This is a genomic window from Enterococcus sp. DIV2402 (genome assembly GCF_017426705.2).
In the GTDB taxonomy this organism is placed as follows: Bacteria; Bacillota; Bacilli; order Lactobacillales; family Enterococcaceae; genus Enterococcus_F; species Enterococcus_F lowellii.
In genome coordinates this window covers 299,287-313,761 of the sequence record NZ_CP147251.1, presented here as the reverse complement: position 1 = coordinate 313,761, position 14,475 = coordinate 299,287, and the positions used below count along the sequence as shown (strand labels likewise).

Sequence of the window (14,475 nt, the reverse complement as noted above, 5' to 3'; positions counted from 1 at the left end):
GCAAAGAGAAAGGATGTTTTTATGAAAAAGCTAAAAGTTATGCTGAGTACCGTCTTTATCTTGAGTATGCCTTTAATTGAAACGGCTCCTATTGTGTATGGTGCTACAATCGAACCAGAAGTAGAACTTAAATATAACTTGGATTCAACGATCTTTTCAAAAACACAAATTAAAGCAACCTTCGCAGCAAAAGAAGACGAACGTTTGAAAGTCTATTTTTTTGACACACCTGAACGGACTTTTTTTGCGAAGGATTCTATTCAACGCTTGCGTGTCTATGAAAATAAAAATACGTATGATATCACGTATAAAAAGAGGTTTCAAGATTTGACGTTAGAGGAAGCCATTGCTGAGTTAACACGCCACGGATTTACAGGTTCAGAAAGTAATTATAAATTTGAAATTGATAGTAAAAATGGACAAGACCCGCTATCAGTTAGTCGCAAAGAAAAAATAAAAACAACCAAAAATATTTCTTATAATTTTGTGGATGAACAGGCGGCGTTGAAAGCTGTGCAAGAGAATGTACCCAAGAAAATAAATGATTGGGAACCTAATGAGTGGTTTAAAACAACTCTTAATACCAGCAAAATGACTGATCCAGCAAGTGTTCAAACCTATACCGGAATCTATCAAGGAATTGCGGCAGAGATTGAGTATTGGGAATACCACGGTAAAACCATGGTAGAACTTTCAACAAAAACAAGTGCTGAACAAGCCACCCAAATCAAAACTGTTTGGGAAGAAAGCTTAGAAGTGGATAATTATTTAAGCGAAGACCAACGAGGAAAAACTAATTTTGTTTTATTTGATGAATAAATAAGAAAAAAACCGCGAACGGTTGTTAAACTGTTCGCGGTTTTATGGGTTATTTCCAGTAAGTAGCTGCAATTTTTTGACCTTGGTCAATTTTTGCCCATTGTTGGTCGATAGATAGTTCATTCCCACAATCACAAGACGCAAATCCGCATTGGTGAGATAAGAATAAGCGCTCTTTTGGTAAGATTTCACTGGCTTTGTTTAGCAAGGTAATCACACGATCTTCATCATCTAAAGTGGAAGTCTTGCTTGATAATAAGCCTAAAACGACTTCCACATTTGGTCGGTCTTTTAACACTTCTAATGCCGAAATGTCTCCGGCACGATCATCGTCCCATTCTAAAAAGAAACGATCATAATGTTGGTCACGTAAGAATTTTTCAGCAATTGCTTTGTAAGTACCACTAGAAGCGTGACGACTTTGGTAATTACCTCGGCAATTATGTGTCCAAACTTTCAACCCTAATTCATGGCCAAAGTCCGCTACAGCATTGTTAAGAGCAACAAATTCATCTGCCCAAGCATTTAATTGTTCGGGTCCTTGGGTGGCGAAACTTTTTTCATTATCTTCTGCAAAAATTTCCCATAAGCAATCATCAAACTGCACGATTTCGCCACCGGCAGCTTTGTATTCGGTTAAGAACTCTTTATACGCATGAATTAAACCATCACGTAATTCTTCTGTGTTTGCATAGACTTGTCCTTCACCAACCAAATCATTAAAGACGGTTAACTCCGTGAACGCATGTGCAATACCCCAAACAGTGATTTTTACATCATGATCGTCTGCTTGTGCTTTCGTGTCTTTATAAAGCTGTAAATAATGATGATTTTTACCAGATAAAGGAGCCGTTATACGTAAACCAATATCTTTTCGTGTTTCAAAATGTCCACCATCTAAGTCTTCAAATGGGTAACCATGTTCTGCGATGTAACGTTCAATACCTTCTAAGCCCCATAAAAAATCCAGATGCCACATTGACCGCCCGTGTTCGCCGTCAGTCACGACAGTTAGTTCATGCGCTTTTTGGTCCTCAATAATTTGCTGAATAGCTGCTGCTTCGACTTCCTTGTACCCAGGAAATGCGTCATAAAATGGGTATTGAATATCATCACGGTGTTCGATTTTTGTTTTGTAATCTAATAAATCGCTTGGTCGTAAGAGTGAACCAACTAATTGAAATTTATCTGTCATATGTAATTCCTCCAATAAAATAAGTGATGTATCCATTGTAGCAAGAAGCACTTAAGATAGGTAATACGTTTTATTTTTAGATGGTTATAGATTTTATTTATAACCCTGATAATAGAGGAAGTTATTTATTTTATGATACTTTAAAGAAAGGTAGATTAAAATAAAGTATCAAAAAAATGATAAAAAACATTGTACAAAAATTTTTTTCGTGTTATTATTTCCGTGCAGTTAATCTGCCAGACGAGAGAGGCGAGTTTATCTTTGCCAAACTTATTGCTGTTGGCAACAACAGATTTGATGTAGTAAAGGGGCTATCGCGCCCATTGAAGAGATAGTGAATGCTGTCGACTCAAATTTTTTATAAGGTAATGACTTGGATAGTTAATCTAACATTATGCTTGTGAAAACGATTAGTAAGAGTGGTAAAAGTAAACCTACTAAATAGACTCTAACGTTCTACCGGTAAACGCGATTTTATTTTCAGTAAATACGTTGAAGATAAGAAGACAATGATGGAGAAATCGAATGCACTCAAGTAATAGATGACTATTGCTTGGGTGCATTTTTTTGTTCCCAAGCTTCCAAAAAAGAGGTGGGAAGAATGTATACACAAAGACAAGAAAAAATGCCAATTGTTGAGGCATTACAGGAATTAAAACGGCAACGCCTAGTCCCGTTTGACGTTCCTGGACACAAAAGAGGCAAAGGTAGTCTTGAATTAACTAATTTTTTAGGAGAAAAAGCAATTTCACTTGATGCGAATTCGATGAAATTATTAGATAATCTGAGCCATCCTGTATCAGTTATTAAAGAAGCCGAAGAAATTGCAGCAGAAGCTTTTGGTGCCAAGCATGCTTTTTTCATGGTTAATGGAACCACAGGAGCTGTCCAAAACATGATTTATGCCACGTTGAAAGAAGGAGAAAAAATCCTACTCCCAAGAAATGTGCATAAAAGTGTGATTAATGCGTTGGTGATGTGCGGAGGAATTCCCGTATATATTGATACGCCGCTACATCTCGAATTGGAAATTTCGACGGGAATGCCTTTAGCCGAGGTGGAAAAAGCCATCCACGCACATCCCGATGCCAAAGCTATTTTAGTGAACAATCCTACTTATTATGGGGTTTGTTCTGATTTAAGACGAATTACCGAACTGGCCCATGCACATGGCATAAAAGTATTGGTCGATGAAGCGCATGGTGCGCATTTGTATTTTGGTGAAGGTTTGCCGATGAATGCGATGGATGCCCAAGCTGATATGTCGGCTGTCAGCATGCACAAATCTGGGGGCTCATTAACTCAAAGTTCTTTTTTACTTTGCAATAATGATATTGATCCAGAATATGTGCGACAAATTATTAATTTAACGCAAACGACAAGTGCGAGTTATTTATTGATGTCGAGTTTAGATTTGGCTCGTCATAACTTAGTGAAAAACGGCAAGAAAATTTTTGAACAAGTGATTCAATTATCCCAATATGCCCGGGATGAAATCAATGAAATTGGTGACTATTATGCGTATTCAACTGAAGTGGTGAATCGGACATCCATTTACGATTTTGATGTGACAAAATTGTGTGTGAAAACGACAGATTTAGGTCTAACAGGCAGTGAAGTGTATGATTTATTACGTGATGAATACAATATTCAGATTGAATTTGGCGATACTGCCAATATCTTAGCATATGTTTCAGTAGGGGACCGACCGCATGATATTGAGCGTTTAGTGGGGGCGTTGTCGGAAATTCGTCGACGTTTCAAACGTGATAAAAAAGGCTTGTTGGTATTTGATATTGCGAAAACGGAAGTCTTGATTTCACCTAAAGCGGCTTTTTTTGCTCAGCATGAGAGTTTAGCAATTGCGCAAAGTGCAGGACGTATTTCAGCAGAAATGGTGATGTGTTATCCACCGGGAATTCCAATTGTGGCACCGGGTGAATTGATTACCGAAGCGGTAGTAGAACATATTTTATATGCCCAAGAAAAGGGCTGCTTCTTGATGGGAACAGAAGATGCAACCTTACAAACAATCAAAGTCGTCAAGGAGGGGAACTAAATGGATTTATGGTTTTCAGAATATCATCAAGACGGCGTAAAATTATCGATTAATGTGGATCGTGAAATTGTCAGTTGTCAAAGTGATTATCAAAATATTGCCCTATTCGATTCAAAAGAATTTGGACGCATTCTAACCTTGGATGGGCAATTAATTAATACCGAAAAAGATGAATTTTTTTATAGTGAAATGATGGTACATGTCCCGATGGCAGTCCAACCGACCATTAAAGACGTTTTAGTCATTGGCGGTTGCGATGGCGGTGTTTTACGAGAACTGGAAAAATATGAGTCGATTGAAACAATTGATGTTGTCGAACTTGATGAACAAGCCATTCAAATTTGCCAAGAGTATTTTCCAAAAAATCAAGAGACTTTTTCGGACGAACGAATTACGTTGTATTTTCAAGATGGATTGAAGTTTGTCCGGGGCAAAGAAGATGCGTATGATTTAGTGATTGTTGATACGGCGAATCCTTTTGGGGTTAATGAAAGCTTGTTTACCCGTGAGTTTTATGGCAATTGTTATAAAGCGCTACGTGAAGAGGGAACGTTGATTAGCCAGCACGCTAATGGGTTTTATGAAGAAGATGAAGAAGCTTTTCGCCATATTCGTCAACGCTTAACGTCGGTCTTTCCAATTAATAAGCTGTATTTAAGTAGCGTGCCAAGTTATGCAGCAGGATATTTATTGTTTGGCTATTCTGCGAAGACTGCCGACCCAGAAAAAGATGTTCAAATTGACGTATGGGAAAATCAAGGGATTCGTACACGATATTACAATACGGATGTTCATCGAGGGGCATTTTGTCTTCCGAATTATATTAAGGAGTTGTTGTAATGAAAGCAAATATTGAAACATTTATTGGATGTGAGGCATCTTTTGAAGAAGCCCAAACAGTATTATTTGGTGCGCCGTTTGATTCGACGACTTCTTTTCGTCCCGGAACACGTTTTGCAAGTAGAGCCATTCGTGGGGATTCCTTTGGTTTAGAAACCTATAGTCCGTACCAAGACAAAGATTTAGAAGACATTGCTGTATTTGATTCCGGTGATTTGGAATTATCATTTGGACGTGTCGATTTAGCTTTAGCGGGAATTAAAGAGCATACGGCCACAATTTTAGCGGCAGATAAGCGCCCGTTTATGATTGGGGGCGAGCATTTAGTGACCTTAGGTGCTTTCGAGGCAGTATTAGCAAAATACCCAGATGTACACGTCATTCAATTGGATGCGCACACTGATTTGCGTCAAGAATATTTAGGAGCAGAACTATCACATGCGACTGTTCTGCGTCGTATTTGGGATCTTGTTGGTGATAACCGAATTTTTCAATTTGGCATTCGTTCAGGAGAACGTGCCGAGTTTCAATTTGCAAGTGAACATACGCATTTACAAAAATTCAATTTTGAAGGGTTAGAAGAAGTGGTGGCACAATTAAAAGGCCAACCCATTTATTTGACCTTAGATTTAGATGTATTAGACCCATCTGCTTTTCCAGGAACAGGTACGCCTGAAGCTGGTGGAGTTAGCTTTGAAACGTTATTAGCAGGATTGTTAACTATTTCAGAATTAAACATTGTGGGATTAGATGTCAATGAACTATCCCCACAATATGACTTAAGCGGCGCATCGACAGCGTTAGCATGCAAAATTATCCGCGAGTTATTACTTGCAATTCATTAGGAGAGTGAAGAAATGGCAAAAGCATTAATTATTGGCGCAGGCGGCGTCGCAGGGGTAACCGTTCATAAATGTGTTCAAAATAGTGAAGTATTTGAAGAAATTTGTATTGCATCAAGAACCAAACAAAAATGTGATGATTTAAAAGCGAAATTAGATGGTCAAGGTTGTAAAATTTCAACAGCACAAGTCGATGCTAACAATGTGGCCGAATTGGTTGCGTTAATCAATGAGTTTCAGCCGGATATCGTGATTAACTTGGCGTTACCTTACCAAGATTTAACGATTATGGATGCTTGTTTAGAAACGAAAACTCATTATTTAGATACTGCCAACTATGAACCAGAAGATACAGCGAAGTTTGAATATAAATGGCAATGGGAATACCGTGAAAAGTTTGAAAAAGCTGGAATTACAGCTATTTTAGGTTCAGGATTTGATCCAGGTGTAACAGGTGTCTTTTCTGCGTATGCCCAAAAACATTACTTCGATGAAATCAACTATATTGATATTTTAGACTGTAATGCCGGAGATCACGGTTATCCGTTTGCCACAAACTTTAACCCAGAAATCAATATCCGCGAAGTTTCAGCTAATGGTAGCTATTGGGAAAATGGAGATTGGGTCGAAACAGCACCAATGGAAATCAAAAAGGCTTATGATTTTCCAGAAGTCGGTCCTAAAGACATGTATTTATTGCATCATGAAGAATTAGAGTCTTTAGCATTAAACATTAAAGGCATTAAACGGATTCGTTTCTTTATGACATTTGGGGAAAGTTATCTAACTCATTTAAAATGTTTAGAAAATGTTGGGATGACATCCATTGAGCCAATTATGTATGAAGGTAAGGAAATTATTCCATTGCAATTTTTAAAAGCTGTTTTACCCGATCCTGCATCTTTAGGTCCACGCACGAAAGGAAAAACGAACATCGGATGTATCTACCGCGGTAAAAAAGATGGAAAAGATGTCAATTATTACGTATATAATGTTTGCGATCATGAAGCATGTTATGCAGAAGTGGGCTCGCAAGCCGTTTCTTATACAACAGGTGTGCCAGCAATGATTGGTGCCATGCTTGTTGTCAATGGGGAGTGGAATAAACCTGGTGTGCATAATGTTGAAGAATTGAATCCAGATCCATTTATGGACGCTTTGAATACTTGGGGTTTACCATGGGTAGAAGATTTTAATCCAACATTGGTGAGCGAATAATGGAACCAGTCATTCATTGGAATGTCGCAACTGTTCAGACACCAGCATTTGTTGTAGAAGAACAGTTGTTGCGTAACAATTTAGAACGTCTCAAGCAGGTAAAAGAGGCAACAGGTTGTAAAATTTTACTCGCACAAAAAGCTTTTTCAATGTATTACTTCTATCCATTGTTAGCTGATTATCTTGATGGTACAACAGCAAGTGGGATTTATGAAGCTCGCTTAGGTTTTGAAGAGTTTGGTGGGGAGACGCATGTTTTCTCACCAGCGTATCGACCAAAGGAGTTTACTGAGGTATTACCCTTGTGTAATCATGTTGTCTTTAATTCGTTAAGTCAATGGCAGCATTTTAAAAAAGAGGCCTTAGCAAGTGGGAAATCATTAGGATTACGAATTAATCCAGAATGTTCTACCCAAGATGGTCATGCAATTTATGATCCGTGTGCGCCGGGTTCTCGTTTAGGGATTTTAGCAAGCGAGTTAACTGCTGCTGATTTAGTTGGGATTGATGGGTTGCATTTTCATACCTTGTGTGAGCAAAACTCGGACGATTTAGTCACCACACTACAAGCAGTAGAAGAAAAGTTTGGTCATTATTTACCACAAATGAAATGGCTTAATTTTGGCGGAGGACATCACATCACTCGTAAAGACTACGATATTGAGACTTTAATTGAAGTTATTCACCATATCCAAGACACCTACCAAGTAACGGTTTATCTAGAACCAGGCGAAGCAGTAGCGTTAAATGCTGGCTATTTAGTCGCTCAAGTGTTGGATATTACTCAAAATCACGGGATTACGAATGCGATTTTAGATACCTCAGCAACTTGTCATATGCCTGATGTATTAGAAATGCCGTATCGTCCATTTGTAATCGGGAGTGGCGAAGCGCAAGAAAAACAGTATACGTATCGTTTTGGCGGACCAACTTGCTTAGCTGGTGATATCATTGGTGATTATTCTTTTGATACGCCATTAACAATTGGTTCAAAAGTAATTTTTTGCGATATGGCGATTTATTCGATGGTTAAAACGAATACGTTTAATGGAATGCCTTTAGCAAGTATATTGGCAGTAGATAGTAATCAGCGTATAACTACAGTCAAAGAATTTGGTTACGAAACATTTAAAGACCGTCTTTCTTAAGACACAAAAAAAGCGAGGGAATTATTCAGTCCTTCGCTTTTTTGTGATTAATCTTCTTCGCTACCCATGAATTTTGCTGCAAAAGAAGCAATTGCTGAACCAACAAGTGGTGCTAATAAGTATACCCAGTAGTGTGCTAATGCTGAACCACCCGCAAAGATTGCAGGACCAAAGCTACGAGCAGGGTTTAATGAACCACCAGTTAAGTTTAAAGCTACAATGATTAGGAAAGCTAATGCTAAACCAATCGCAATTGGTGCTAGACCAGCATGGCCATATTTTTTACTTGTGACCATTAAAATGACAAATACGAATAAGAATGTAATGATTGCTTCAAATAAAAACGCTTGTCCAGCCGTAATATTGGGGAAATCAGTTTGTCCAAAACCATCTTTTGGTAAACCCAATGCATGAATGAAAATTGATAAAACACCAGATGCTGCAATTGCACCTAAAAATTGAGCAATAATATAAAAAATACCATCTTTTACTTCTAATCGTTTATTCAACATCATGGCTAAAGAAACCGCTGGATTAAAATTCCCTCCAGACACCCCACCTACAGCACACGCCATAATCGTAACAGCTAGACCAAATGCTAAACCGATACCAAGATAGCCAATAGCCGTCTCCCCTGTGTTAGCAATTGCCACTGTACCTGTTCCTAAAAACACCAGAACAAACGTGCCAATAAATTCTGCGCAATATTTTCTCATAAAAATCGCTCCTTTGTTATTCTATTTTATTGAAGTGTAGCATATATCAAAAAAATAAGCTTGTCTCAACCTAATGAAAACACAAGATTGTTAATGAATACGTTTGTAAATTAATCATTGATAAATCAATGGTTATAAGAAGATTAAACGGATGTTTTTTTCATATAGATGTATAAAGTTTAACAAAAAGGAAAGAGCTATGTATAAATTTATTTTTATTATTTTATTTGTTATTTAAAATGAGAGTGAAGAAAAACGAGATTACCTGTCACTTTGTTTTACTTATTTTGATTGGGTATAATGAATGGAGAGGGAGTGGTTAGACTATGGCGGGGTATGTTATTTCAATGGGAAATATTGAAGAAGAAGAATTAAGAGACAATATATCAAAAGGTGTATACGGAACTATATTAAAAATACCTAAGACTCAGTGGACTTCATCTGTTGAAGGAACATTGGCAGATTTTCATTCCATGAATCCTGGAGACCATATTTATTTTTTTAGAAAAAGAAAATTATATGGTATTGGAAAATTAGTAGCAATTGGAGAGCATGAATGTAAACTTCTTAATTTTAAAGATGCAGATAAACCATATATATGATTTAAATGAATATGATAAAATTATTGAGAATGACTCAATTAGGTTTATTTGTACTTTTAAACCGGATCCTATCTTTTTTATGGACGGTTTAGATATGGATTATGTATTACAATCGAATCCTAGCGCTTTTAAAATGTTAAGAGCATTTTGGAAACTATCATTTATAAAAATTGATGACATAGAAGATAAAGCATTATTTGACATTATTCTTAAAGAAAATGAGGAATTTTTAGCTGAATATAGCGATAAGATTGAATTTAATCCAATTCTGCATACAAAAATACAAAATTTAGAAAAACAAGATTATGAACTAGATGCGTCTAAAATATTCGAAGTGGCAAAAAATGAAACAATGTTTAAAAGAGAAATGGGATTAGAATCGGCGTTAATTTCCTATTTAATGAAAAATGAAGAACCATTTGGCAGATGGGATTATTTAAGTCATCAAGTTGTAGCATCACCGTTTAAACCAATTGATTATATGGATAAGATGGATATATTTGGCTACCGAAAAGTACCCAAATATTCGACAATAAGCAAATATCTTGTAATGGAATTGAAAAGGGATAAGGTTAGCAAAGAAGTGGTTAACCAAATTATGAAATATGTTGATTGGATTAATCAAGAATATTCTCATGGAGATTTTGATATGATTGATGCTTATATTATAGGACACGATTTTGATTCGGAAGTTGTTGAATATAGTAAAGAAATTGGAATACGTTTTTTTTCTAAAAACAAACCAGCTATCAATAAAAAATGGAGTAGATTACGAATATTAAAATATAAAATTGAAAATAGTAAGTTAATTTTTCAAGAATTAAAGTAGCTATATGCTAACAGGAGGTTATTAAATGCAGTCACTCTACAATACAAAAGAAAAAGTTCATAATCGTGGTTGTGAAGCAGTAGGTAAACCAATTTCAGAATTAGTTGAAGAAATGGATATGAAAATATCTGGAAAAAAATCACAAGTTGGCGATGCATGGGAGTCATGGTTTGGTGTAGAAAAGAATAATATAGCAGGAGCTGATTTACCAGAAGCAGGTGTAGAATTAAAAGCAACTGGAATACGAGAAACAAAAAACGGGAAGTCAGCAAAAGAAAGACTAGTATTAAATATTATTAATTACATCGAAGAATTTGACAAAACATTCGAAACTAGTTCATTTTGGAAAAAAAATCGTTATATGGAATTAGGATTTTATGGATATGAAAAAGAAAAGTCATGGCTTGATTGGCATATTTTACAGTCTGTTTTATTTACTTATCCAAAAAAAGATTTATTAATCATTAAACAAGACTGGGAAAAAATTCATGGTTATATTACTTCTGGAAGAGCTCATGAATTATCTGAAGGTTTAACAATGTATCTAGGTGCTTGTTCGAAAGGGGCAAATAAGAATTCTTTACGAAATCAACGAGAAGAATTGAACGCACCTAAAGCGATGCAGCGTGCGTATTCATTAAAAAGTAGCTATATGACTTATCTTCTTAGAGAATATATTTTTGGAGAAAAGGAAGACTCCAATATTCGTGTAACCCCCTTTTCAGCAGGTGAAATCTTTGAAATACAAGAAGACTATCATATACAAGAAAGCATCGTAAAAGATACAAGTATTTTAGAAAATGAATCGTTAGAACAATACATTTTAAAATGTTTGAATCGTTATAGTGGGAAGACCATTATATACTTAGCGGAATTATTCGGTATTCAAAAAAATAGTAATGGAAATTTTCCTAAGAGTATCAATGCCATGCTAGCAAGTAGAATGTTAGGAATTTATGGTAATTTAGAAAAAACAGAGGAATTTTTTAAAGCCAATATTTCTCTAAAGACCATTCGTGTAAGTTTAAATGGAACTATTAAAGAAAGTATGAGTTTTCCAGCCTTTAAATTTAAAGAATTAGCATCTGAAAATTGGGAAGAGTCTACTCTGAGAGATACAATGGATGCGTCTAAATTTTTATTTATTGTGTTTAAAGAACAAGTTAAAGATAATTATGTATTTAAAGGAGCAAAATTTTGGACGATGCCAGAAAAGGATTTAGATACAATTGTACAAGATGCGTGGCAAGACACAGTAAATACTTTGAATAGCGGAGTAGAGTTAACTTATCAAGGAAATTCAGTTAAAAATAATTTTATAAAAAAAAGCGATAAACGTATTATACATGTACGTCCGCATGCTAGCGTATCTTCTTATTTAGCGGGGGATACAGTCAATGCAGATCAATTACCTGTTGCAGCAAGATGGAAAAATAAACCAGAAGCATATGCGGATGATTGGATGACGAAACAATGTTTTTGGTTAAATAACGATTATATTCTTTCACAAATTTCAGATTTATTATAAATAAAAATACAGTGAGTATAAAAGTTCTCACTGTATTTTTTGTAATTCATCACCGATACGTTCGACAATTTTAGTAACTAAAGCATTCCCCATAAAAAACATACGCATTCTGTCAGTAACTTCTACTATCTCTCCACTTTTCAGCTTTTTCCATCGGGTCCAATCATCTGGAAAATCTTGTAAACGTTCTGCTTCAATAGGTGTTAACAACCTGTAACGCCCATTGATTTTTAGAAAGTGGGTAGAGCGATTCACAGAGCCCTCCGAGGTTAACATCGTTCTACCGGGTAAAGATAAATCATCATATGGAGACATTCCACCTTCAGAAAAAACATATGTGTGTCCATCTATAGAAGTACGCTCAATCTTTTTAGGGCCTCTTAGATAGTTGAATTTTTCTAGCTTAGCTTTATCATTTAAATAATATTTTTCATCGATAGTTTCTTCAGCTTGTAAAATTTCACCTAAAGTAATAGGTTTTTCATTACCTAATGGAACCGTATCGATAGTAAAATAGCGTCCATGACGCATAATTCCAGTATTCCATACCGTACCTGTAAAATTATCTGAAATTGCGACAATATCGCTAGGTAATTCATAAAAAGCATGTCTAGATTTATATGGTGTATTTGTAATTGGAAATTGGCGTGCAAATAATCCTTCTTTAAAAATATATTCATCGTATAATGATTCTTCATCAAAGAAATTTTCAGGTTGTTTTTCTTCAAATTGATAATCCATTTTTTTAGCAAAAGGAGTATCATTTTTATATACAAAGAAAAATACACGGCGGCGACGTTGACTTCTTCCATATTCAGCCGCATTTATTACACGCCATTCCACTGAATAACCTAATTCATTAAATGAAGCTAACATAATAGCAAAATCACGTCCACGTTGTTTAGACGGCGATTTTAATAAACGGTCAACATTTTCTAAAATAAGATATTTAGGCTCAATAATTTGAGTAGCACGAATGATTTGCCAAAATAATACACCTTTTTTTCCTTGAATGCCCATTTCATTTTTTTTACTACGAGCGACAGAGTAATCTTGGCAAGGAAAACCGCCTACAATAATATCTGCATCCATTTCTTTAAACTGTTCATCGGTAATGTCTTCAATACTTATGTTTATATTCTCACTATTAGGAAAATGGTAATCGTAGACTTCAAACGCATCTTGCGATTTGCGAGATGGTTCCCATTGATTAGCCCATTTTGTTATGAATAGGTCTGGATTAGAATTTTCTAAGCCGACTCTAAAGCCACCGACTCCAGCGAAAAGTTCCAAAACTTTCATTTTTTTTTTCATTAAGCGAACATCCTTTCGGTTTAGCTAACCATACTATACAAAAAATCACAAAAAAGATCAACTGATTTGATTCTATTATTAATATTCGAAAAAAATTTTGAAATGTTTGCCACAAAACTTTTATTTTAACATGAAATTTAACAAGATGTTAGTTTATTTTTCGTTGTTAGTTTTCATTGTTTTTATGGTACACTTTTGTCAACTATCTAAACAAAAAATAACCGAGGTGTCACATGTCCCTAAAACCAACTATCGACCAAATCAATCAATTCCGTGATGAGCGGAATTGGCGACCATTTCATAATGCAAAGGATTTAGCAATTTCAATTTCGATTGAAGCAGCAGAACTGTTGGAAGACTTTCAATGGGTGTCAGCAGATGAAGGTGTTGAAAAGAATTTAGCGAATATTAAAGAAGAAATTGCGGATGTATTGATTTATACATTGATGTTATCAGATAATCTTGGTCTTGATGTTGAAGAGATTATTCAAGAAAAGTTAGAGAAAAATGCGATTAAATACCCAATCGATAAAATTTAAAGGAGAAATTTTATGCAGGCATTGTTTTTTGATGTGGATGATACGTTGTACGATCAATTCGTTCCTTTTAAGCGAGCGATTGAAGAACAATTGGACTTCCGAGAGGCAGAATTAGAGGAGTTGTATTTGGAATTTCGTAAGGTGAGCGATGCGTATTTCCATTTGTCTGAAAGTGGCGAAATATCAATGGAAGATATGCGTGTTTTAAGAATTCAGCGAGCTTGTCAGCAATTTAAACATGAGCTTTCTCGAGAAAAGGCGTTAGCTTTTCAAACTGATTATGTCCGTTTTCAAGGGGAAATTGAGTTGCGAGAAGAGATGAAAGAGGCATTGCAATTTTGTCAGCAAGAAAATATTCTAATTGGCGTCATTACAAATGGTCCAACGGCGCATCAATGGCGTAAAGTGCATCAATTGGCACTCACAGAATGGATTTCTGAAGAGCATATTTTCATTTCAGCACAAGTAGGGATTGCTAAGCCGGATGTGCGATTATTTCGTCATGTGGAACAAAAGCTAGGCATCGAACCCAAGCAGGCTATCTATGTGGGTGATTCGTACACCAATGATATTGTTGGTGCCAAAGATGCTGGTTGGCAAGCGATTTGGTTAAACTATCGCAACCATCTAGCTACAGAAGCTATTTCTCGACAAGATTATTTGTTAGAAGGAAATCAACCCGTGACACCGTTACTCAAAAAATTATTTTTGAACTAATGAAAAGTATTTCCAATTATGGTTGATTGGAAATACTTTTTTTATCAACGAAGCATAAGTTACATAATTCACTATTTGTTCATAAATTTAGTGAATTCCAACACAATAT

At 35.7% G+C, this 14,475-nt stretch carries 14 protein-coding genes; 11 read left to right on the top strand and 3 right to left on the bottom strand.

The features are described from left to right. Positions 1 to 21: 21 nt before the first annotated feature. Entirely contained in the window at positions 22 to 819 is a 798-nt protein-coding gene (locus tag DOK78_RS01420) for a CYTH domain-containing protein (protein ID WP_207941520.1), read from the top strand. A gap of 49 nt (positions 820 to 868) precedes the next feature. Here DOK78_RS01420 and DOK78_RS01415 read toward each other — a convergent pair whose 3' ends face one another. Continuing rightward, a complete protein-coding gene (locus DOK78_RS01415; protein ID WP_207941519.1) occupies positions 869 to 2,014 on the bottom strand; it encodes a cobalamin-independent methionine synthase II family protein in 1,146 nt (381 codons plus the stop codon). Between the two features lie 601 nt (positions 2,015 to 2,615). Between DOK78_RS01415 and DOK78_RS01410 the strand changes: the two genes are divergently transcribed. The 5 genes from DOK78_RS01410 to nspC are packed head-to-tail and all read left to right on the top strand — an operon-like array spanning position 2,616 to position 8,121. Beyond that, positions 2,616 to 4,073, top strand: a complete 1,458-nt coding sequence (locus tag DOK78_RS01410; protein WP_207941518.1) for an aminotransferase class I/II-fold pyridoxal phosphate-dependent enzyme — start codon at positions 2,616 to 2,618, stop codon at positions 4,071 to 4,073. Further along, positions 4,074 to 4,913 carry a polyamine aminopropyltransferase gene (speE, locus tag DOK78_RS01405; protein ID WP_207941517.1) on the top strand — a complete coding sequence of 280 codons (840 nt, stop codon included), beginning with the start codon at positions 4,074 to 4,076 and terminating at the stop codon, positions 4,911 to 4,913. Then, positions 4,913 to 5,758, top strand: coding sequence for an agmatinase (gene speB, locus DOK78_RS01400; RefSeq protein WP_207941516.1), 846 nt, complete (start codon positions 4,913 to 4,915; stop codon positions 5,756 to 5,758). Before speE ends, speB begins: the two co-directional genes overlap by 1 nt. A gap of 12 nt (positions 5,759 to 5,770) precedes the next feature. After that, positions 5,771 to 6,973 (top strand): saccharopine dehydrogenase family protein, encoded by a 1,203-nt coding sequence (locus tag DOK78_RS01395; protein ID WP_207941515.1) that lies wholly within the window; start codon positions 5,771 to 5,773, stop codon positions 6,971 to 6,973. Continuing rightward, positions 6,973 to 8,121 carry a carboxynorspermidine decarboxylase gene (gene nspC, locus DOK78_RS01390; RefSeq protein ID WP_207941514.1) on the top strand — a complete coding sequence of 383 codons (1,149 nt, stop codon included), beginning with the start codon at positions 6,973 to 6,975 and terminating at the stop codon, positions 8,119 to 8,121. Before DOK78_RS01395 ends, nspC begins: the two co-directional genes overlap by 1 nt. Positions 8,122 to 8,168: 47 nt before the next feature. Here the strand turns inward: nspC and DOK78_RS01385 are convergent, their stop codons facing one another. Beyond that, entirely contained in the window at positions 8,169 to 8,837 is a 669-nt protein-coding gene (locus tag DOK78_RS01385) for an MIP/aquaporin family protein (protein ID WP_207941513.1), read from the bottom strand. Positions 8,838 to 9,163: 326 nt separating this feature from the next. On the opposite strand from DOK78_RS01385, the gene DOK78_RS01380 reads away from it, so the two are divergent. The 3 genes from DOK78_RS01380 (at position 9,164) to DOK78_RS01370 (ending at position 11,796) form a co-directional block, all read left to right on the top strand. Continuing rightward, a complete protein-coding gene (locus DOK78_RS01380) occupies positions 9,164 to 9,439 on the top strand; it encodes a hypothetical protein (protein WP_207941512.1) in 276 nt (91 codons plus the stop codon). A 94-nt stretch (positions 9,440 to 9,533) separates the two neighbouring features. Then, the gene (locus tag DOK78_RS01375) at positions 9,534 to 10,268 is read left to right on the top strand and encodes a hypothetical protein (RefSeq protein WP_207941511.1); all 735 of its coding nucleotides are present in this window, start codon (positions 9,534 to 9,536) and stop codon (positions 10,266 to 10,268) included. 25 nt (positions 10,269 to 10,293) lie between these two features. Continuing rightward, positions 10,294 to 11,796: a MutH/Sau3AI family endonuclease gene (locus tag DOK78_RS01370; RefSeq protein ID WP_207941510.1), complete on the top strand. Its 1,503-nt coding sequence runs from the start codon at positions 10,294 to 10,296 to the stop codon at positions 11,794 to 11,796. A gap of 27 nt (positions 11,797 to 11,823) precedes the next feature. Here the strand turns inward: DOK78_RS01370 and dcm are convergent, their stop codons facing one another. Further along, entirely contained in the window at positions 11,824 to 13,098 is a 1,275-nt protein-coding gene (gene dcm, locus DOK78_RS01365; protein ID WP_207941573.1) for a DNA (cytosine-5-)-methyltransferase, read from the bottom strand. 245 nt (positions 13,099 to 13,343) lie between these two features. Here dcm and DOK78_RS01360 point away from each other — a divergent pair, with 245 nt between their 5' ends. After that, the gene (locus tag DOK78_RS01360; RefSeq protein WP_207941509.1) at positions 13,344 to 13,649 is read left to right on the top strand and encodes a nucleotide pyrophosphohydrolase; all 306 of its coding nucleotides are present in this window, start codon (positions 13,344 to 13,346) and stop codon (positions 13,647 to 13,649) included. 12 nt (positions 13,650 to 13,661) lie between these two features. Further along, on the top strand, positions 13,662 to 14,366 hold the full coding sequence (locus DOK78_RS01355; RefSeq protein ID WP_207941508.1) for an HAD family hydrolase: 705 nt from the start codon (positions 13,662 to 13,664) through the stop codon (positions 14,364 to 14,366). The last annotated feature ends 109 nt before the right edge of the window (positions 14,367 to 14,475 follow it).

What these genes read in the sequence shown, in the direction of transcription:
- dcm (WP_207941573.1), bottom strand. Translation starts at nt 13,098, where the DNA reads ATGAAAGTTTTGGAACTTTTCGCTGGAGTCGGTGGCTTTAGAGTCGGC.
- DOK78_RS01360 (WP_207941509.1), top strand. Translation starts at nt 13,344, where the DNA reads ATGTCCCTAAAACCAACTATCGACCAAATCAATCAATTCCGTGATGAG.
- nspC (WP_207941514.1), top strand. Translation starts at nt 6,973, where the DNA reads ATGGAACCAGTCATTCATTGGAATGTCGCAACTGTTCAGACACCAGCA.
- DOK78_RS01380 (WP_207941512.1), top strand. Translation starts at nt 9,164, where the DNA reads ATGGCGGGGTATGTTATTTCAATGGGAAATATTGAAGAAGAAGAATTA.
- speB (WP_207941516.1), top strand. Translation starts at nt 4,913, where the DNA reads ATGAAAGCAAATATTGAAACATTTATTGGATGTGAGGCATCTTTTGAA.
- DOK78_RS01420 (WP_207941520.1), top strand. Translation starts at nt 22, where the DNA reads ATGAAAAAGCTAAAAGTTATGCTGAGTACCGTCTTTATCTTGAGTATG.
- DOK78_RS01375 (WP_207941511.1), top strand. Translation starts at nt 9,534, where the DNA reads ATGGATTATGTATTACAATCGAATCCTAGCGCTTTTAAAATGTTAAGA.
- DOK78_RS01395 (WP_207941515.1), top strand. Translation starts at nt 5,771, where the DNA reads ATGGCAAAAGCATTAATTATTGGCGCAGGCGGCGTCGCAGGGGTAACC.
- DOK78_RS01355 (WP_207941508.1), top strand. Translation starts at nt 13,662, where the DNA reads ATGCAGGCATTGTTTTTTGATGTGGATGATACGTTGTACGATCAATTC.
- DOK78_RS01410 (WP_207941518.1), top strand. Translation starts at nt 2,616, where the DNA reads ATGTATACACAAAGACAAGAAAAAATGCCAATTGTTGAGGCATTACAG.
- speE (WP_207941517.1), top strand. Translation starts at nt 4,074, where the DNA reads ATGGATTTATGGTTTTCAGAATATCATCAAGACGGCGTAAAATTATCG.
- DOK78_RS01370 (WP_207941510.1), top strand. Translation starts at nt 10,294, where the DNA reads ATGCAGTCACTCTACAATACAAAAGAAAAAGTTCATAATCGTGGTTGT.
- DOK78_RS01415 (WP_207941519.1), bottom strand. Translation starts at nt 2,014, where the DNA reads ATGACAGATAAATTTCAATTAGTTGGTTCACTCTTACGACCAAGCGAT.
- DOK78_RS01385 (WP_207941513.1), bottom strand. Translation starts at nt 8,837, where the DNA reads ATGAGAAAATATTGCGCAGAATTTATTGGCACGTTTGTTCTGGTGTTT.